The organism is Bradyrhizobium diversitatis, from assembly GCF_016031635.1.
Taxonomy (GTDB): Bacteria; Pseudomonadota; Alphaproteobacteria; order Rhizobiales; family Xanthobacteraceae; genus Bradyrhizobium; species Bradyrhizobium diversitatis.
Genome location: NZ_JACEGD010000017.1, coordinates 1 through 18,385, shown reverse-complemented (window position 1 = coordinate 18,385; position 18,385 = coordinate 1). Strand labels below are relative to the sequence as shown.

The window sequence follows — 18,385 nt, the reverse complement described above, 5'->3', positions numbered from 1 at the left end:
CTATCCGCCCGCCCGCGCCCGCGCGCCGATCTCCTGGAAGATCGCGGTGAGCTCGTCAACCTCGTCTTTGCCTTCCTTCGGCCGGATGCGCTGCTCCATCTCCTCGATGTGATGACGCATGGCATGGACCGCGCCGGCCTTGTCGCGGGCGAGGATCAACGCGCCGATGTCGGGATGGGCATCGGGCGAGCAATCCGGCTCTCCCGGCTGCTCGAAGGTCGCGATCGCCAGCGATGTCCGCAGCATCAGCTCGCGCGACATTTCCAGCAACACGCGGTTGCCGGCGAGCTTGGCGACTAGGATGTGGAACTCGGCCGTCAACGACAGCGAGGCCCAGCGGTCATTGCGATCGTGACGCGCCTCGCGCTCCATATGCGCCTTCAGCTCCGCCTTGCCGGCTTTGTCCAGCCGGTCGACCGCGGCGCTGACCGCTGCGGTCTCGATGATCCGGCGCGCCGCAAAGATGTCCTGCGCCTCCGCCCAGCTCGGCCGGTACACGAAGGCGCCGCGGTTGGGGATCTGCATCACCACCTTGCGCGAGGCGAGATGGGACAACGCCTGGCGAATGTGAATCCGCGTGGTACCGAAGGCCGCGGCGAGCTTGTCCTCGCCGAGCTTGGCGCCCGGCTTAAGCCGCTTCTGGCTGATCGCGGTCAGGATGCCCTGGACCACCGGATCGTCGTCGATGCTGCGCGGATCCGCGGCCTCCGGCTCCCTGAGCTTCGGCTCGGTGCGCTTCGGCTTGCGCTTGAGGGGACGGGTTCGCTTCATGCGTCGCTTTTACAGGATTCTGGAGTGCCGCCGGAGCCCATTTTTTATACAAACTGGCGGCTATACTGTTTACAATATGTCCAATAAATTGGCGCCAATATTTGGCGCCTAAGAACTATCGCAACGCTGGCAAGGCCTTAGCGAACGAGGCGCGCTGGCACGGCGATTGCTAACTCCCCTCGCGCAGGACAACGCGAAGGATGGAGCTGGCGTTGAGCGATGTACGCGGACTCTCGCTGGATTTGAAAGGCATCGGCCACGCCTTCGGCGCGACCGTTGCGCTGGACGAGATCGATCTCACCGTTGCAGCCGGTGAGTTGATCGCCCTCCTCGGTCCGTCCGGCTGCGGCAAGACCACGATGCTCCAGATCATCGCGGGCTTCCTGCGCCCGTCCCGGGGCGAGGTGCGTTTCGACGGCGCGCGGGTCGAGCATATTCCGGCCAATCGACGCCGCATCGGGATGGTGTTTCAGAACTATGCGCTGTTTCCGCATCTGACCGTGTTCGAAAACGTCGCCTACGGCCTGCGGGCGCGCAAGACGGCGAAGGACGTGGTGGCGGCGAAGGTCGAACAGATGCTCGGCCTCGCCCAGATGGCGTCGTTCGCGCGAAGGCTGCCCGGAGAGCTCTCCGGCGGACAGCAGCAGCGCGTCGCGCTGGCGCGGGCGCTTGCGATCGATCCCGGTCTCGTGCTGCTCGACGAGCCGTTCTCGGCGCTCGACAAGAATCTGCGCCTCGACATGCAGATCGAGATCAAGAGCCTGCTGAAGACTTTTGGCGTCACCTCCATCATCGTCACGCACGACCAGGAGGAGGCGCTGTCGATGGCCGACCGCATCGTCGTGCTGAACAAGGGACGCATCGAGCAGATCGACAGCCCGGACGCGCTCTACGACCGCCCGGCGAGCCTGTTCATCTCGAGCTTCATCGGCCACACCAATCTCCTGCGCGGCACCGTCACCGACGCCGATCGCGTGCAGCTGGACGCCGGGCCCGAGATCGATCTCGGCCGTTCGGCTCAGCGCAGGCGCGGCACGCCGGTGACGATCTCGGTCCGGCCTGAAAACATCACGTTCGGCGCCGAATGGCCCGGCGCCATCCTCGTCACGATCCGCGCCACCGTGCCGCTCGGCGCCGTCAGCGTCACCGAGGGCGTCACCGCGAGCGGCGAAGCCGTGAAGGTCAGCCAGGCCCGCGCCGCCGGCCTCGCGAAAGCGCAGGTCGGGGAGACGGCCTGGCTCGCGATCTCAGATGTCTCGCGCGTCAGCATCTTCAGCACGCCAGTCGACGACGTTTCCAAGCATCAGCAAAGGAGTGTTTGACATGAGCCTATCCCGGAGATCGCTGCTCACCACAGGCTCGGCCGCACTTGCGGCAGCTGGTCTCGGATGGCCGACATCATCACGCGCGGCCCCCTCGATCGTGGCGACGACCTATCCCGGCAGTTTCGACGAAGCCTTCCGCGCGGTGGTCGGGCCGGCCTTCAAGAAGTCCAGCGACGGCGGTGTCACCTTTACGCCCCTGCTCGGCGTCGACCAGATCGGCAAGATCCAGGCATCGCGCAACACGCCCCCCTTCGACGTCGTGCTGTTCGACGAGGGACCGCTGATCCCGGCAATCGCGAGCGGCGTGCTGGAGAAATTTCCGGTCGAGCGGTCGAAGTCATATGCGGATATCCCCGGCGTATTCCGCCATCCCGACGGCTACGCCCCTGTCATCACCGCGCAATTGATCGGCATCGCCTACAATCCGAAGAAGATCACGACGCCGCCGACCTCGTGGGAGGATCTGTGGAGACCGGAATACAAGGGCCGCGTCGGCATCACCGGTCTGGGGTCGAGCCTCGGCACCGCCTTCATGGTCGAGATCGCGAAGCTCAACGGCGGTTCCGAGACCAATATCGAGCCGGCCTTCGAGGCCATGAAGAAGCTGCTGCCCAACGTCGGTGCGATCGCGGCGTCGCCCGGCGCGCTGGCTGCGCTGTTCCAGCAGGGCGAGATCGATATCGCCTTCAATTTCTGGAACAACGTGGCGCTGCTCGCCGCCAAGGGCGTCGACATCGCCTTCGCCAAGCCGAAATCCGGAGCCGTCGTGATCCGCACCAGCGCCCAGATCGTCAAGAACAACCAGGATCCGAAGGCGGTGCTGGACTATCTCGACACCGTGATGTCGGTCGAAACGCAGAAAGGCCTCGAGGCGGCGCCCTGGATGATGATGCCGACCAACGGCAAGGTGGCGCTGACCGGCGCCAATCTCACGGTCGCCAAGAGCCTCGACGACCTCATTGCCAACAATGTGCTGCTCGATTGGACCAAGTTCCAGCCGCTGCGCGGCGAATGGATCACCCGCTTCAGCAAGGAGGTGAAGATCTAGATGACGCCGGCAAGCACGACCGCATCACGACAAATGCTGCCGGTGATCCCACTGGCGGCGTTGTTCCTGGCCGCCTTCGTGCTGCCACTGATCGCGCTTGTCGCGATCAGTCTGTTCCGCACACCACAGTTCGCAGAGCTGTCGCTGGCGCAATATCTGCGCTTCTTCTCGGACCCGTTCAGCATCAAGGTGCTGACGGACACGGTTTGGCTGGGGACGGAGGTCGCACTGGCGACGCTGATCCTCGCCTACCCTCTCGCACTGGTTTACGCCGCGAGCGGCCAGCTCATGCGTACCCTGATCACGTTCCTGATCATGCTGCCGCTCCTGACCAGCACGGTGGTGCGCACCTTCGCCTGGATCGTGCTCCTCGGCCGCGACGGCATCATCAACACGACGATGCTGTCGCTCGGGCTGTGGCAGACCCCGGCTCGCTTGCTTTATACCTGGGAGGGCATGGTTCTGGCGCTGACCCAGATCCAGCTCCCCCTGATGGCGTTGCCAGTCATCAACAGCCTGCTGCGGCTCGACGGCAATCTGACGCGCGCGGCTGAAGGTTTGGGCGCGAGCCGCGCCCGCATCTTCATCACCATCATCCTGCCGCTGACGCTGCCGGGCGCCATCGCCGGCTGGCTGCTCGTCTTCGCTGCCGCTGCGACCGCCTTCATCACCCAGACGTTGGTCGGCGGCGGGCGCATCATCCTGATGCCATCCTATATCTACCAACAGGCGGTCGGCGTGCAGGACTGGCCGTTCTCGGCGGCACTGTCGCTGATCTTCACGCTGGCCGTGACCGGCATTGTGTTTGCCGTCGGTGCGCTGTCGCGCCGCTATGTGCGAGGCGTCGATGCAGCGTAGCCTCATCGATCGCGTCTACTCCGGCATCATTGGCGCCATCACCGGCTTCGGGATGCTGCTGCTGCTGGCACCGACGCTCGTCGTGCTGATCATTTCCTTCACCGGCGGCATCACGCTGAAATTCCCGCCGCCGAGCTGGTCGCTGCGCTGGTATGTCGAGCTGCTGCAATCGCAGGACATCATCGAGCCCGCGTTGACGAGTCTCAAGGTCGCAGCGGCGGCGACGATTCTTTCCGCACTTCTGGGCGGCGCCGCGGCACTCGGACTGGCACGAAGCCGGTTGAAGATCGCGCGCGTCCTTGACGCTCTGTTCATGTCACCGATGGTGCTGCCGGCGATGGCGTTCGGCCTGTCGCTGCTGCTGGTCTTCAACCTGCTCGGCGTCCGCCTGTCGGCGGCGACGCTGGTGCTCGGCCATACCATCATCTGCGTGCCATTCGTCATCCGGATGGTCAGCGCCTCGGTGCAGCAGCTCAATCCGGTGCTGATCACCTGCTCGCTCAGCCTGGGCGCCAGCCGCTGGTACACCTTCCGGCGCATCACGCTGCCGCTGATCCGCCGTGGCATGGTCGCGAGCTGCTTCGTCGCGTTCCTCACCTCCTTCGACAATGTTCCGGTGTCGCTGTTCCTCGCCGATGCCCGCACCGAAGTCCTTCCGATCAAGCTGTGGGCGATCCTCGAAGGCAGCCTGGACGTGCGCGTCGCCGCCGTCTCCGGGGTGATCGTGCTGCTGACCCTTGCCGGCCTCGTCTGCGCCGAGATCTTCGGCGGCGTCAGCCGCCAGATCGGGAGCCGCTGATCATGCCGATCGAACGCGATCTTCGCGGGTATGGAAGGGCCCGTCCCGATATCGTCTGGCCGAACGGCGCCCGCGTCGCGGTGTCGCTGGTGGTGAATTTCGAGGAGGGCGCCGAGCTCGCTGTCGAGCAAGGCGATGCGGAGACGGAGCACTATGGCGAGGTCGCCTCGACATCGCCGCCGGGCGTGCGCGATCTCGTGCAGGAACAGGTGTTCGACTATGGCATGCGCGCCGGCCTGTGGCGATTCCTCGACGCCTTTACCGAGGCCGGAATCCGTTCCACCTTCATGATGTGCGGCCGCGCCGTCGAGCGTGTGCCGGACCTTGCCCGCGCCGTGGTCGAGGCCGGCCACGAACCGGCGGTGCATGGCTGGCGCTGGCTGCCGCACGCGCTTTATCGGCATGCCGAGACGGAACGCCGTGACATTGAGAAGACGCGCGACGTCATCGCCCGCGCGACCGGTCTCACGCCGGTCGGCTTCATGTCGCGCGGCGGCCAGAGCGCATGGACGCGCGATATCCTGATCGGGCTCGGCTTCGCATACGATTCCAACGCACTCGACGACGATTTGCCCTATTGGAGCCCGTCGCCACAGGGAGCGATGCTGATCCTGCCCTATGGCTTCGACACCAACGACATGAAGTTCTTCCATCCGAACGGCTTTGTGCAGCCGGAGGATTTTTCAAACTATGTCAGCGCCGCACTCGCCACATTGGTCGAGGAGGCGGAGCGTGGCCGCTCCGCGATGCTGTCGATCGGATTTCATCTGCGCATTTGCGGTCGGCCCGCGCGCTTCCGCGCGGTGAAGGCCATTCTGGCCGAGCTGGCGCGGCTGGAGGGCCGGGTCTGGGTCGCAACACGCGCCGACATCGCGGCGCATTTTCGCAAAGTCGCGCGCTAGGCCGCCCGCACGCCCGCAGCGAGGGTGCTGACCTCGTCCTGCAGCGATCGCTCCTTCCGAGATACGAGTGCTTCCAATCTAGAACACCTCGACATCGCCTTTCCGAGCGTTGACTTGGAAGGGTCTCTGGCGGAACCATCGGCGCAGATCATCCGCGCCAGCTCTGCCGCGCGCGCAGTCAAAGGCCAGAGGCTCAATGCATCAATCGACACATACCAGGCCGCTCGATCTTCCTGCGCTGAGCGCAGCGGAGCGGCTCTTCATCTGGGGTTTCAGGGCGAAGGCACGCCGCGGAGGTGCCGTTCCGACCGCGGCCGACATCAAGGAGGTGTACGACCATTTCCGCGTGGGCGACGCCGTGCCCTCGCTGGAGTCCATCATCGAGATCTTCGCCTGCACGGCCCACACGGCCATCGAAGTGCATTGCCCGACGTGTCCGCGCATGTCGGACAGCGAGCACGGACTTCTGCGTGCCATCGCCGCTGCGCAGCAGGAACGTATCGAGGTCGCCCGCGAGCAGTTCGAGTGCTGGCTGCCGCCCGTCGGCGCCGATTGGGCGCTTGCGCCGGTTCAGGGGCTTGCAACGATCTTCCGCATGGCCGGTCTCATCCTGCCCGACCGGCAGGTGCGGTCTTTCGACCAAGACCGGATGATGGCGATGAAGACCTGGCTGGTCGGTAGCCCGACGCTGCACTGACGGGAACATTCATGATGCAGGATGCGTGCGAGTCCCTTGCAGTACCGGACGCCGGCCGGTCGCAGCTCTGTCCGCTTCAGGCTGCGCTTGCGGCGCCACGAAGCGTCGAAGGCTACGATGACTTCTGCCGTATCGCGCTGTCGCTGTGCCGGTTCATCGGAGCGGCCTACACCACCGGCGCTTCCGATTGCTGGGAAGCAGCCTATCGCTTCGCGGACGAGACCCCCGGCGTTGCCGACAGCCCGCTGCTGGTCGCACGGGCTGCCGCACTCGTCAGGATCCTCCGCAGCGGCCGGCCGTGCGAGCTGTGCTTCATGCCGCCGTCCTGCCGGCGCCTGTCGAAGGACGAAACCGAGTTGATGCGGCTGCTGGCGGCGGCCCGCCGCAAGCAGCCGGGCGAACTCGAATCCGTCGTCTGCCAGTTCGTCGGCAATGAGAACGAGATTGCGACCACGCGGGCGGTCAACGCGCTGGCGTTCTGCTGACGTTTGGACGGGTTCCAGTCGCATCTGGAGCGGCCTTGCGCTATCATGTCGCGATGGAGGCGCAGTGCTCGATGCCCTCCATGAAACCTCCAGACGATCCCAGCGCAACCACCGCTGCGATCGTCGTTCTGGATGGCACCGCACGATTGGGGCGGTCCCCTCTTGAGAATTGACCGCCGGAAAGGTCTGATGGGGTGGTGCGGGAGAGGACTCCCGCCAATGCAACCCAGGACCTGAGCGGCATGACTATGTCGGTCGAGCAATTGTGGAGCCTGCCGGAGACCGCGCTGATCGGCGCCTATGCCGAGGCGCGGCGCCGCTACGCCGAGAAGAAGTTCGAGCGCGACACCCAGCGGGCGCGGCTGGAATGGATGCGTGCCAATGTTCGTCAACACGCAGGGAAACGTGACCGAGCGCAAGATGGCGGTCGACGTGTCGGAAGAACTGGCGCGCAAGGGGCAGGAGGTACGCGAGATGACGCGCGATCTCGACATGCTGAAGATCGACGTCGACGTGATCGACACCATGATCCGGCTGCGCGGCGCGCACGGTGCTCCGCCGGTCCACGAAGAGGCCGCCGAGAAGCCGGTCGAGCCGGAGGGGGAGTGACATGGCCGCATTCCGCGGGAGCCGGTATGCGCATGGGGATGCGCTGCCGGTCGAGGATTGAGGCGGCGCCCGATTTGAGCTGATGCGCGTGCGATCGGTGCGGATCGCGCTACCCGCCCGCAACGCACGCCTCCATGATGCCGTCGAGCTCCCCCTTCGAGAGCACCCCAAGCTCGGCGATGAAGACGATCCGCGTCCGTGCCGCGCCCGCTGCCGGCGCATCGCCCGGTGCGAGCGTGGCGCGACCGCCGGCGAACTGGAAGACCATCGGGCGTCCGGGCTGCTCGATCGTCTCGAACAAGCCTTTTGCGCGCGCGAGCTTCGGCGCCAAGCGGTTGATGGCCTGCTGCAGGCGGGGCAGCGAGATCGGCTTGTCCGAGGTCCAGCTCAACGTCTCGAAGCGCTCCTCTGCCGGTCGCCGCGAGCCCACGTCACGCGGCGCGGCCGGGCGATCGATTTCCGCGGGAAACAGCAGCGTGGCAGGAATCTCGCCATGCTGCGCATCGACTACGACGGCGGGAACACGCAGCGCGCGGATCGCCGCGCGCATGCGTGTTCCCGCGCCCGCGTCGGCCAGATCCAGCTTGCTGAGCGCCACGATATCGGCGACGCGCAGCTGTGATCGATGCAGCGCATCTTCAAGTGCGGCGGGCGGCGCCGTCGCGTCCATCACGCAGAGCACCGTCTCCAGCCGCGCCTCGCGCAGGATCACCGGATCCATCAGATTGCGGACGATGTCGGCGGGATCGGCGACGCCGCTGGTCTCGATGACGATATACTCAGGTTTGGGATCACGCCGCAGCAGCGTCGAGAGCGTGCGCAACAGATCGCCTTCGAGCGAGCAACAGATGCAGCCATTGGCAAGGCTGACCACGCCGTCGCTAGCGCCCGCGATCAGCTCAGCATCGATGTTGATCGCGCCGAAATCGTTGACCACGGCGGCGATGCGCCGCCCCTCCGCACGCGCCAGCAGATGGTTGACGACCGTGGTCTTACCCGCCCCCAAAAAGCCCGTCACCAGGAGAATGGGGACCGGCATGGGTCAGCCCTCGACGACGGGGCGGCGCACCGGCTTACCGGGCCGCGCCGCCACGTCCAGCACGCCGTCGGAGATCAGCGGTTGGCCGCTAACGACCAAGTGCCGCACGCCCTCCGAGGGACGGTTCATCGCAGTGAAGGTCGCCCGATCCGAGAGCTTCTCATAGTCGAACACGACGATGTCGGCATCCGCATCTTTCGCGAGCCGGCCCTTGGCGCGCATCGCGGGCGTGCTCCGCGACAGGATCTCCGCCGGGATCAGCGCGCATTTGCGCACGCCTTCCAGCAGCGACACGGTCTTGCGCTCGCGCACCCATTCGCGGATGAATTTCGTGAAGCAGCCGGCCGAGCGCGGATGCGAGGTGGCATCATCCGGCAGCGGCCAGGCTTCGCCGGTATAGGTGCTGCCGTCGGACAGTGTCCACGGCATCGCGTCGGAGGCGATGGCGCCGCCGGGATACAGCACCGACATGTCGAGCAGGTCGCGGTGATGCGCATTGTTCTCGGTGTCGAGGATGTGCCAGAGCACCAGCGACGACGGCTCCTCGGCCTGCGCCTTGAGCAGCTCCTCGCGGTCGTGGAAGCGATAGCCGTCGGTGACGCGCTGCACGGAATCATAACCGGTGCCGTTGCGCTCGACAAACTCGGGATCGCTGAAGAAGGCGGCGGCCAGCACGGTGGAGCCGGTGCCGTAGGGATAGGCCTCGACCGTGATCGGCAGACCCTGCGCCTGCGCCTTCTCGATCAGCACGCGGCAGCGTTCGACGTCGGTCTTGCTCGACGAGTTGAAATGGCAGATGTGCATGTGCGCACCGGTGGCGCCGGCATAGCCGATCAGGCGGATATAGGCTTCCGCCGCGCTCTCGGGGTCGATGCGCGACATGAAGGCGACGTGGGTGAAGGTCGGCACGTCCTTGGCCGCAGCCAGCTGGCAGACCGCCGTCAGCTCCTGCACGCCGGCGCCCGGCGCATAGGCGTTCAGGATGCCGATACCGATGCCGCCCTCGTTCAGGCCGCGGGTGAGGCGATCGAGAATGCCTGATACCTCCGCATCGGTCGCGACGTTGTCCATCCAGCGCCGATCGCGCATGGCATTGCCGAATGCCTCCAGCGAGCTCTCCGCATTGGAGCCCGTCATCGCGCCGATGCGGGCAAAGGCCCAGTTGGTGGCCGCGCCATAGTTCAGCACGCGGCCTTTCCGCGCCTGGCGCTCGTACCAGGATGCGACCGGCAGCACGCCGGCCTCGAGATCCAGCGTCGTCGTGATGCCGTCGAACGCCTGCATCCGGTCGGCCGGGATTGACTGGCCATGCGCGTGCAGGTCGATGAAACCTGGCGCCACCACAAGCCCGGTCGCGTCGATCACCCGCTCGGCGCCGCCGAGACCCGTGCCGACAGCGGCGATCTTGCCATCCACCACCGCGACGTCACCAGCGGCGTCCATCCCGCTCGCGGGATCCACCACCCGGCCGCCGCTGATCACCAATCCGCTCATATCACCACTCCGAAAAGCTATTGCCAGAACCTCCAAAGGCCCGGCGGCCGCTTCGGAGGCGAAAGACCGGCCGCGTCGCGGGACCGTTCCGGCGCGCATGATGCAGATTCTGGAGGGAACGACCACCGCTGCGGATGCCGATGCTGCATGCGTATTGCCGCGCAGCGATCGCGAAAGCGTGCAGGCAGGATGCAGTCTCGGGTTGCATCTTCGCCAATGCCAAGCTATGGGATGCACGCAATTTCAATTTCTGGAGGCGACCGTGTCTACGACTGCACGCTTCCCGGGTTCGCCGCGCGATACCTAGCGCGTCCCCCGGGATTGATTCCCGGGTGAGATCACAAAACCCCATATCAGATCGAATTTTCCGCGGCCTGTCGGCGCGCGATTGTGAACTTGTGTCATGACACTCAATGTCCTGCCGGCCCCTTCAGGTGGCCGGACGTTCCGAGCTGCTCGAACGGCGGCTTCGGCGATATCATCCGCGCTTCCAGGACGCCGTACGTGCCCTGGCCGCGCGGCACCCGCGCTTGGCCGGCCTCGCCGCGAGCTTTCCCGCGCTCCTCTTCGCGCTGGCTGTTCCGCGGACACGGCTCGATCCAGCACGCGCGATAGCATGCGTGGTCGACGGCGCTCCCCTCGCGCAAGCCGCCGCACCTGCCGATCTGCCCCTGTGGCTGCGCAAGCTGCCGCCGGAGGCATTCGTGCGTCCGATCCCGCGCTTGCCTGACGGCGAGCTGTTTCGCCGACAAATCGCGAACCACCTTCCGCGCTCGCTCAAGCTCGCGCCGTGCTGGCTTCAACTCGTCGCCGAAGCCGCCGAGCTTGCGCATGAGCCGATGGCTGCGTGGATCGCGCGTGAGTTCGTCCGAGAGCCGCGGCGTGTAACGACTGCGCGGGTGCGGCTCATCTGTCTCTGGGCGTGGTTCTCCTCTCAGCCCACGACATTGGGGCACGATCTGATCGAGAAGCCATGGACGCCGGACATGCGCATCGATGCCGCATGTTCGGCCGCGCGCGAGTGGCGAACGGTCGTTGCCTTGCATGCCAATCTCGGCCGCATGCCGATCGCCGACATGTGGCTGCGGCCCGGCCGGATGGCCGGCTACGAATTCATGCCGCTGGATTCGATTGCCACCGTCGTCGAAGAGGCTAAAGCGATGCGGAATTGCCTCAGAACCCTTGGCAGCAGCCTCGCACACAATCATTCGCGACTCTGGAGCATCCGGAAAGACGGCGAGCGGATCGCGACGTTGCGGATTTCCCGCCGATATCGCGATCCGCTGCCGAACCTCATCGAGCTCCAAGGCCCCGGCAACATTGAAGTATCGCGCGAATTGTGGTGGGTCGCTCGCCAATGGCTGCACAAACACGATCTGTCGCAGATCGACATGAGGCAATTTGACTGGGGTACAGCACCGATCGACCGCGAAAGTTGGCCATCGCTTTGGCGGCCGTACTGGCTCGCCAAGCGGCGCATCCCGCATTGGCTGCCGGTCGCGCCGTCGCGCACGGCGCTTGAGTTGCTGTGAGCCGGAAATGACGCTCTCCGAAATTGATTGCGGTAACTCGCAGACACGCGCTCGCGTCCTCGCGGCATGATCTGCCCGAGCTGTGCTTCGCTTCGCCCCCTTTCAAGGAAAGGGCGCAGGGAAGGCCGGGCGCCGGCTGGCACCCATAAGACCCCTGCGCTGAACGAATGCACACGCAATTGCACAGGGGAGACACAGGGCAGCCGAAACCAAGCCTTCCCTGCGCGATGGTCTGACGGCCTATGCCGCGCTCTCCCCGGAGCCGAATTCCTTCTGGCCTCCGTCACCTCCGCGAAATTTACGCGACCCGCGCCGGTTGACGCGAGTGACGCCTTCGCCGAGGCTTGACCGTAGCAACGACGGCCAGGACCACACGGTTTCGCCGTACGCAGGCGATCCTGCGTCGCCAAGAGGCTTCGCAAGACATTGAGCGCCGTTCGTCTTCGCAGGAAGCGACATGCTCACGAGGTTCATCTCGCCCTGCACGCGCAAGCTCCGCCTTTAACGCCGCCCGCGTCCACCGCAACTCCCAGCCCGCGCTCGAAACGACGTACGACCGCCCCTTAGGTGGGCTGAGATGGCCGAGACATACGACAAATCCGAATTTCGGTAAAGTGGAATATTTTCGCGGAGAGGGGTTGACAGCCGGTTGGGGTGTTTCGCTTAAATGGGCAATGGACCTGTTTGCATCGATCATATTGCAAAATGCGCTACAAAGTATATTGGCGCCTGTGGAGGTGTTCATCATGTCGCGAGCAGAACGCAAGGAGCATCCGCTTTCGATGCGGATGCCGGAGACCGACATTGCCATCATCGACCGGGCCGCGGCGCTGCGCGGGCGCTCGCGTACGGACTTCGTGCGGGATGCAGCCGTGCGCGCCGCCAAGGACGTGCTGATGGAGACGGCACCCATTCGCATGAGTCCGGCCGGCTTCAAGGCGTTCATGGCGACACTATCAGGACCGGCGGCCCCGGTGCCGGAAATGGTCGAGCTCTTCAAGCGCGCTGCGCCATGGGAGAGCAAAGCGTCTCTGGGTGACGTTGACGCCGGTCCGCCTGCAGCAGCTGCGTCCAAACGAAAGTCCCGTGCAGGCAAGAGGCGCTGAAGCTTGGCGATTTCAGCCCCAGAACCGCTGACGCCGGTTCACCATCTCGACGAGTTCTCCTGCGGCAAGCCGTCCCTCGACCGATGGCTCAAAACGCGCGCACTGTCCAAGCAGCAGAAGGGCTTCACGGCGGTCATGGTCGTTCTTGAGGTGAATCGTGTCGTCGGCTATTGCGGTCTTGCGCCGACGGCGATCATCTCCTCCTCCCTGCCGCGTTCCATCCGGACCGGCCAGCCGCCTGATCCTGTGCTCTGTCTGCTGCTGGGGCAGCTTGCGACCGACCAGAGTTGGATTGGCAAAGGTATCGGCACTGGCTTGGTCAAGCATGCGCTCCAGCGCTGCGTCACGGCAGCGGGCCTGATTGGAGGCCGCGCGCTGATCGTCAATGCGGTCGATGCCGAGGCTGCTGCCTTCTGGACGCGGCGAGGGTTCATTGCCTCGAAGGATGATCCTCTTGTACTCTTCAGGTCGATCGCAGACATTGCGGCGTCGTTTCGCTAGCGGGGTATCCAATGCCCGTAAAATTCGGAGACATTATCCAGGCTTTCGAGTTCGCCGACGTCAGCGGCGGCATGGGGAGTGCCACACCTTCGTCTGCAGGCAGAAAGATCTACTACCAGTTCGACGATGACACCCTGCAGGAGCTCGAGGACGACCAACTGCCTGACGATATCGACGACGAGACCAAATACCTGCGGATCCCGAATACACGAGACCTCGACCTCGGCAAGCCTCTTGTGATCGCCTTTGTCCGCGAGTTCCTGCCTGATGATTTGGACGAGGTTCGCTATTTCTTCAGCAAGCGAGGCGCCTATCAGAAGTTCAAGGCCCTGCTCTCCCGACGGGGAGCGATCGATGCTTGGCATGACTACCGGAACCAGGCGACAGAGCGGGCATTGCGCGATTGGTGCGAGGTCCATACCATCGAGATCGTCGACTGACCTTGGCATTCACCTGAATGCCACGAGGTCCGCGACGCGGCTCCGCCGCTATCTCGCCCCCATTGTCATTCAGAGAGCAGATGGGGCGGCGCCGTCGGGGGCAAAGTTCCCATGGGTTCCTTGTGATACGTCGACGTCCTCTACAAACAAATCATTCCATTTCGCGCCGCGCTTTCCTCGGCGGATTCATGTCGGCAGGCAGTGCCCTCGCGCTCGGGGGATGCGCCGGCCTGGGCGCGACCGGCGCGCGCTTCGATGCCTCGTCGCTCTCGGTCGACTCCACATTGCTTGTCGCCACCACGCGCAAGCCCGTGAATGGGGCTCGCGCCAAGCCGTGGTTCGGTCCGGAGCGCGCGACGAGCATGACGGTCGCGCGGGCCAAGCTGGTGGCGCCCGACGAGAGCCGCCTGTCGCTCGCCTCGGTCGGGCTTGGCGGCTGGCGCCTTGATCGGATCGAACCGGTGCCGGCCGACGCCGGCGACCTCGCCGCGCAGGCCGGCGGAGGCGACGTGCTGATCTATGTGCACGGCTTCAAGCAGACGTTCGAGACGGCGGTGCTGGATGGCGCCTATCTCTCCGATGCGATCAAGTTCCGCGGCCGCACCATGGTATTCGCCTGGCCCTCCAAGGCCGGGCTGTTCGACTACGCCTATGACCGCGACAGCGCGATGTGGTCGCGCGACGATTTCGAGCGCGTGCTCTCTGCGCTGGTGTCGGCGCCGGGGACGGGCCGCGTGCACATCGTTGCGCACAGCATGGGAACCATGCTGACGCTCGAAAGCCTGCGCCAGCTCCATGCGCGATACGGCGAGACGGTCACGAGCAAAATCGGCGCGGTGGTGTTTGCCGCGCCCGACATCGACATGGACGTGTTCTCGTCGGCGATCCAGCGCATCGGCCCGCTGGCCGGCAAGATCACCGTCATTGCCTCGACGAACGATCGCGCGCTGGCGCTGTCCGGACAGATCGCAGGTGGAATGACCAGGGTCGGCGCCGCCGAGAAAGCCGCCATCGCGCGGCTCGGCGTGCGCGTGATCGATGCGTCAGCGGAAGGCTGGGGCATCGTCAACCACGATCTGTTCCTGTCGAATGGGGAGGTGCAGCAGGTGATCCGCCGCTCGATCGACGGCACGACGGCGTGAGTGGCGCACGATACAGATCTTCGCCATCACGACGTTCGTGTCGTTCGGTCCCCTGAAGTACGAAATTGTGTACACACATCTTTTCGGACCGAGAGAACGACTTCCTTGGGCTCTCCGCCTACGGACCTGAGATATGGCTCGGGCGTCAAACGGTCGCTATCCGCGACGAGACGCGAAATGGCCATGCGGCTCGTGCCCTGCGTCAAATCAACGAGCGCGGCCGATGACGACGTATTTCGCAGTACGAGAACGAGCAGGCAGGTGATCCGAAATGCGGCCCTGCGAAGAAGCCGTCCCCTCGTGGCGTCGCCATCATCGTTCCCGACCGTTGAGCCTTTCGGGATTGCCCGAACTACTCCGTGAGAAACGGCGTCCATCGCGCACATGCAGCGCTCCTGCTCGGTTGAACATGCGCACGATGGAATCCGGTTGTCGCAGAACTTTGCCGACGGCTACCGGGAATTGTCGCGATCTGTCTCAGGCATGCTGCATTGCATAGTTCGCGACAACTTGGCCCTCTTGACCTCCCGGCTCCCTCATCTGTCCTTCGTCGATCACGTTGCTTTCAGTGCGGCTTTTCGAGATCGCATCGGAACCTGATGGACATGCGAGCTTGCGACAATTTGCGACAGAAACGGGCTGCCGGGACAAAGTTTTGCGACAGCTTGTGGCCAAGATGCTTCGGCCAACGCTTGGAAATCGTTGCAGATGAGGGCAGTTCCCCGGAACAAGCCGGCCCCCCGCGATCGCGATTTGACGCCACGTTCCTTTCAGGGATGCCATCCCGCAAGGATGTGATTTCAGCCGATCGTACCCGGCCGGTACATTCTTTTGTGCTCTTCCGATGGGCTGGCTACTGGAATTCATTTTGATGCGGAACGGAGCAATCGGATGGACTCGGCACCGCACATCGCCGTCGTGGACGACCACCGTGACATCCGCGATCTGGTCGGCAAATACTTGATGCAGCATGGCTACCGGATCAGCCTCGCGGAGAGCGCTATCGCACTGCGCCGCTTGCTCGAACGAAGTGCTCCGGACCTGATCGTTCTCGACATCATGATGCCGGGCGAGGACGGATTGTCCCTCTGTCGCCATCTGCGCAGCACCACCGAGCTTCCCGTTATCCTGTTGACCGCCATGGCGGAGGAGACCGACCGCATCGTCGGCCTGGAAGTGGGCGCCGACGACTATCTGTCCAAGCCATTCAATCCCCGCGAGCTGCTCGCCCGCATCAAGGCGGTGCTTCGGCGAGTGCAAAGCCTGCCGCCGCAAAGAGGCCGTCTAGCGAGCAAGATCGTACGCTTCGACCGGTGGACCTTCGACGTCAACCGGCGCGAATTGCTGGGAAACGACGGTGTTGCCGTGCCGCTCAGCACGGCCGAGTTTCGTCTCCTGTGCGCATTTCTCGATCATCCGGGCCTGGTGCTCAGCCGCAACCAGCTCCTCGACCTGACAGTCGGCCGAGATGCTGATCCGTTCGACCGGAGCATCGACAATCAGGTCAGCCGCTTGCGGAAGAAGATCGAGGCCGACCCGAAAGTACCAGCCTTGATCAAGACTCACTGGGGTGGCGGATACAGCCTCGTCGCGGAGATCGGGCAACCATGACGAGCTTGTGGACGCGCAGCCTTGCGGCCCGTTTCATCTGCTTCACGCTGCTGTCTCTCGTGCTGTCGCAGGCAATCGTATTCTTCATTTCCTGGGACGAGCACGGACAATCGATCCGGAAGGCCGCCAAGGGCGAGATACTCAGCAGGTGTGCCTCGCTGGCCCGGGTCCTGGAAGCGACGCCTCAATCGCTGCAGACCGACATCCTCAATGCCAGCAACACGAGCTCGGCGAGATATTGGATATCGACCAACGGCCTGAAGGATGCTTCGGAGTGGCGAGAGGAGGCATGGGAGCGCCTGGCGCAGCCATTGCCGCGCGTCTCCTTTCCCGGTCACAACGTGCCCGCCGAGGTGAGGCCGGACTTCACCCGAAACACAGCCGAGAGCAGCGGCGCCACCTCCTCCCAGTGGGTCGACCTGAAGCCGGAAGCCTGGCCACTCTCGCGGCCGGCGAAGTTCCTTTATCTCGATGATACCACCGGCATGGGGCTGGCCGTTCAGTTGGCGAATGGGACATGGCTGAACACTGCCTTTGCCAAGCCCGCACAAGACGGCTTCTGGACCTCCAAATCCACCCTGGCGCTCGGCCTTTCGGCGTTGTCGTTGTCCATTATCGCCGTGTTTGCCGCACGCGGCATTGCGCAACCCTTGCGCCGCCTCGCCGTAGCGGCCGAGGCGCTCGGCCGTGGCCAAGAGGTCGTGCCGCTGCCGGAAACCGGCCCCGACGACATCCGACGCACCGCCGAGGCATTCAATCGCATGCAGGCGCGCCTACATCGTTTCGTCGACGACCGCACCAAGATGCTGGCCGCCATCGGTCATGACCTGCGCACACCTCTGACCTCGCTCCGTTTGCGTGCGGAATTCGTCCGCGACGAGGAGGTCCGCGAGAAGATGCTGTCCACCATTGCCGAAATACAGACGATGACAGAGGCGACCCTCGCATTCGCCCGCGAAGACGCAACCGCGGAGAATACGCGAACCCTGGATCTCTCGGCTCTCGTGGAAAGTCTCTGCGACGATCTCGCAGAACTCGGTCATGACGTTTCCTTCTCGAACGGACAGAAGTTCGGCTACAGCTGCCGGCCAGACGCACTCCGCCGCGCGTGCCGTAACCTCATTGAGAATGCCATCCGTTATGGCGAGCGGGCGCGCGTTACCATGGAGCGAGGCGCAGACAATATCGAAATCATCGTCTCGGATGATGGACCCGGCATTCCCGACAGCGCCCGCGAGCAGGTTTTTGCACCGTTCTTCCGGATTGAGAATTCGCGAAATCGCGAAACAGGAGGCGTGGGCCTCGGTCTTTCCATTGCCCGGACCATTGTCCGCCACCACGGCGGAGACATCGTCCTGACCAACGGGCCGAAGGGACTGCACGCGGTCATCAGCCTGCCGGCGCAGGAGGGCGCGCCGCCTCTCGACAGCCGCCCGATCACGGCCGCTGCAGCGAAGGACGTCATCAACGATCTCGAACCGGCATCGCGCGGCATGTCTGTTTGAAACCCGGCCCGCGCCGCTCTCGCCACCGGTAACGCGCCATGCTTTTGCCGGAGCGCGCGACATCGGAGAACTCACCCTCGAAGGTCGCGGCGAGCGAGAGGCGCATGGCAAAAACCAGGCGGAATCGCTGGCGACCGCGATGGATCAAGCTGCAACAAAGGCGAGCCAAGTGCACAAGCCTCGATCCTATCCCCGGAAATTACATCAGGGCTTCAACCGCATGCGCGGTCGCCGGCGTAAGAATGGTGCGCCACTCAGCACAAAACTGCGAACTCGTATGTGATTGACGTTCCAGTGGTATTCGACAAAGCGCATCGATCGAGATTCGATCACCGCGCGTCCGCAAGGGCCCGCGGCTCGACGAGCAGGCCCTGTCGTTCGTAACGGCGGCGCGTTCTGCTGAAGCGTACGACGACGGCATATCGGGTGCTGTTCGCCTTCACGCGCCGCGTGAGCAGGGCATCGCCTGCCGGCCGAAATTCGAGATCATCGAGGCCAACGCAGTGCAGACACGCCGGGCC

General features: G+C 64.5%; 18 protein-coding genes and 1 pseudogene. 15 read left to right on the top strand and 4 right to left on the bottom strand.

Features of this window, described 5'->3' with window-relative positions; all coding sequences use genetic code 11:
* The gene (locus tag H1B27_RS19435) at window positions 1-771 is read right to left on the bottom strand and encodes a GntR family transcriptional regulator (RefSeq protein WP_197967155.1); all 771 of its coding nucleotides are present in this window, start codon (window positions 769-771) and stop codon (window positions 1-3) included.
* A 200-nt stretch (window positions 772-971) separates the two neighbouring features.
* Between H1B27_RS19435 and H1B27_RS19430 the strand changes: the two genes are divergently transcribed.
* From H1B27_RS19430 to H1B27_RS40190, 8 genes are all read left to right on the top strand, one after another.
* On the top strand, window positions 972-2,093 hold the full coding sequence (locus H1B27_RS19430; protein WP_197967154.1) for an ABC transporter ATP-binding protein: 1,122 nt from the start codon (window positions 972-974) through the stop codon (window positions 2,091-2,093).
* A 1-nt stretch (window position 2,094) separates the two neighbouring features.
* On the top strand, window positions 2,095-3,144 hold the full coding sequence (locus tag H1B27_RS19425; RefSeq protein ID WP_061880643.1) for an ABC transporter substrate-binding protein: 1,050 nt from the start codon (window positions 2,095-2,097) through the stop codon (window positions 3,142-3,144).
* Entirely contained in the window at window positions 3,145-4,002 is an 858-nt protein-coding gene (locus tag H1B27_RS19420; RefSeq protein ID WP_061880642.1) for an ABC transporter permease, read from the top strand.
* Window positions 3,992-4,801, top strand: coding sequence for an ABC transporter permease (locus tag H1B27_RS19415; protein WP_061880648.1), 810 nt, complete (start codon window positions 3,992-3,994; stop codon window positions 4,799-4,801). Before H1B27_RS19420 ends, H1B27_RS19415 begins: the two co-directional genes overlap by 11 nt.
* A 2-nt stretch (window positions 4,802-4,803) precedes the next feature.
* Window positions 4,804-5,703 (top strand): polysaccharide deacetylase family protein, encoded by a 900-nt coding sequence (locus tag H1B27_RS19410; protein ID WP_082822091.1) that lies wholly within the window; start codon window positions 4,804-4,806, stop codon window positions 5,701-5,703.
* 196 nt (window positions 5,704-5,899) lie between these two features.
* Window positions 5,900-6,400 carry a hypothetical protein gene (locus tag H1B27_RS19405; protein ID WP_197967153.1) on the top strand — a complete coding sequence of 167 codons (501 nt, stop codon included), beginning with the start codon at window positions 5,900-5,902 and terminating at the stop codon, window positions 6,398-6,400.
* Between the two features lie 11 nt (window positions 6,401-6,411).
* Window positions 6,412-6,885: a hypothetical protein gene (locus H1B27_RS19400; RefSeq protein ID WP_061880639.1), complete on the top strand. Its 474-nt coding sequence runs from the start codon at window positions 6,412-6,414 to the stop codon at window positions 6,883-6,885.
* Between the two features lie 381 nt (window positions 6,886-7,266).
* A complete protein-coding gene (locus tag H1B27_RS40190) occupies window positions 7,267-7,494 on the top strand; it encodes a hypothetical protein (RefSeq protein ID WP_061880638.1) in 228 nt (75 codons plus the stop codon).
* Between the two features lie 109 nt (window positions 7,495-7,603).
* Here H1B27_RS40190 and H1B27_RS19390 read toward each other — a convergent pair whose 3' ends face one another.
* Together H1B27_RS19390 and H1B27_RS19385 are read right to left on the bottom strand one after the other, a co-directional pair.
* Complete coding sequence (locus H1B27_RS19390; RefSeq protein ID WP_197967152.1) at window positions 7,604-8,533, bottom strand: CobW family GTP-binding protein; 930 nt, start codon at window positions 8,531-8,533, stop codon at window positions 7,604-7,606.
* Between the two features lie 3 nt (window positions 8,534-8,536).
* The gene (locus tag H1B27_RS19385; RefSeq protein ID WP_197967273.1) at window positions 8,537-10,048 is read right to left on the bottom strand and encodes an amidohydrolase family protein; all 1,512 of its coding nucleotides are present in this window, start codon (window positions 10,046-10,048) and stop codon (window positions 8,537-8,539) included.
* Between the two features lie 509 nt (window positions 10,049-10,557).
* On the opposite strand from H1B27_RS19385, the gene H1B27_RS19380 reads away from it, so the two are divergent.
* From H1B27_RS19380 to H1B27_RS19350, 7 genes are all read left to right on the top strand, one after another.
* Window positions 10,558-11,559, top strand: a complete 1,002-nt coding sequence (locus tag H1B27_RS19380; protein WP_246515526.1) for a hypothetical protein — start codon at window positions 10,558-10,560, stop codon at window positions 11,557-11,559.
* Between the two features lie 674 nt (window positions 11,560-12,233).
* Window positions 12,234-12,665, top strand: coding sequence for a type II toxin-antitoxin system TacA family antitoxin (locus H1B27_RS19375; protein WP_446479874.1), 432 nt, complete (start codon window positions 12,234-12,236; stop codon window positions 12,663-12,665).
* 3 nt (window positions 12,666-12,668) lie between these two features.
* On the top strand, window positions 12,669-13,166 hold the full coding sequence (locus tag H1B27_RS19370; protein WP_197967150.1) for a GNAT family N-acetyltransferase: 498 nt from the start codon (window positions 12,669-12,671) through the stop codon (window positions 13,164-13,166).
* Between the two features lie 11 nt (window positions 13,167-13,177).
* A complete protein-coding gene (locus tag H1B27_RS19365; protein ID WP_197967149.1) occupies window positions 13,178-13,606 on the top strand; it encodes a hypothetical protein in 429 nt (142 codons plus the stop codon).
* Between the two features lie 188 nt (window positions 13,607-13,794).
* Window positions 13,795-14,748 carry an alpha/beta hydrolase gene (locus tag H1B27_RS19360; protein WP_061880633.1) on the top strand — a complete coding sequence of 318 codons (954 nt, stop codon included), beginning with the start codon at window positions 13,795-13,797 and terminating at the stop codon, window positions 14,746-14,748.
* An 891-nt stretch (window positions 14,749-15,639) separates the two neighbouring features.
* Window positions 15,640-16,359: a response regulator gene (locus H1B27_RS19355; protein ID WP_131869289.1), complete on the top strand. Its 720-nt coding sequence runs from the start codon at window positions 15,640-15,642 to the stop codon at window positions 16,357-16,359.
* Window positions 16,356-17,864, top strand: a complete 1,509-nt coding sequence (locus H1B27_RS19350) for a sensor histidine kinase (protein WP_197967148.1) — start codon at window positions 16,356-16,358, stop codon at window positions 17,862-17,864. Before H1B27_RS19355 ends, H1B27_RS19350 begins: the two co-directional genes overlap by 4 nt.
* 329 nt (window positions 17,865-18,193) lie before the next feature.
* Here the strand turns inward: H1B27_RS19350 and H1B27_RS39815 are convergent.
* Window positions 18,194-18,385 (bottom strand): annotated as a pseudogene (locus H1B27_RS39815) (hypothetical protein); the annotation flags it as partial.

What these genes read in the sequence shown, in the direction of transcription:
- H1B27_RS19435 (WP_197967155.1), bottom strand. Translation starts at nt 771, where the DNA reads ATGAAGCGAACCCGTCCCCTCAAGCGCAAGCCGAAGCGCACCGAGCCG.
- H1B27_RS19430 (WP_197967154.1), top strand. Translation starts at nt 972, where the DNA reads ATGGAGCTGGCGTTGAGCGATGTACGCGGACTCTCGCTGGATTTGAAA.
- H1B27_RS19425 (WP_061880643.1), top strand. Translation starts at nt 2,095, where the DNA reads ATGAGCCTATCCCGGAGATCGCTGCTCACCACAGGCTCGGCCGCACTT.
- H1B27_RS19420 (WP_061880642.1), top strand. Translation starts at nt 3,145, where the DNA reads ATGACGCCGGCAAGCACGACCGCATCACGACAAATGCTGCCGGTGATC.
- H1B27_RS19415 (WP_061880648.1), top strand. Translation starts at nt 3,992, where the DNA reads ATGCAGCGTAGCCTCATCGATCGCGTCTACTCCGGCATCATTGGCGCC.
- H1B27_RS19410 (WP_082822091.1), top strand. Translation starts at nt 4,804, where the DNA reads ATGCCGATCGAACGCGATCTTCGCGGGTATGGAAGGGCCCGTCCCGAT.
- H1B27_RS19405 (WP_197967153.1), top strand. Translation starts at nt 5,900, where the DNA reads ATGCATCAATCGACACATACCAGGCCGCTCGATCTTCCTGCGCTGAGC.
- H1B27_RS19400 (WP_061880639.1), top strand. Translation starts at nt 6,412, where the DNA reads ATGATGCAGGATGCGTGCGAGTCCCTTGCAGTACCGGACGCCGGCCGG.
- H1B27_RS40190 (WP_061880638.1), top strand. Translation starts at nt 7,267, where the DNA reads ATGTTCGTCAACACGCAGGGAAACGTGACCGAGCGCAAGATGGCGGTC.
- H1B27_RS19390 (WP_197967152.1), bottom strand. Translation starts at nt 8,533, where the DNA reads ATGCCGGTCCCCATTCTCCTGGTGACGGGCTTTTTGGGGGCGGGTAAG.
- H1B27_RS19375 (WP_446479874.1), top strand. Translation starts at nt 12,234, where the DNA reads ATGGACCTGTTTGCATCGATCATATTGCAAAATGCGCTACAAAGTATA.
- H1B27_RS19365 (WP_197967149.1), top strand. Translation starts at nt 13,178, where the DNA reads ATGCCCGTAAAATTCGGAGACATTATCCAGGCTTTCGAGTTCGCCGAC.
- H1B27_RS19360 (WP_061880633.1), top strand. Translation starts at nt 13,795, where the DNA reads ATGTCGGCAGGCAGTGCCCTCGCGCTCGGGGGATGCGCCGGCCTGGGC.
- H1B27_RS19355 (WP_131869289.1), top strand. Translation starts at nt 15,640, where the DNA reads ATGGACTCGGCACCGCACATCGCCGTCGTGGACGACCACCGTGACATC.
- H1B27_RS19350 (WP_197967148.1), top strand. Translation starts at nt 16,356, where the DNA reads ATGACGAGCTTGTGGACGCGCAGCCTTGCGGCCCGTTTCATCTGCTTC.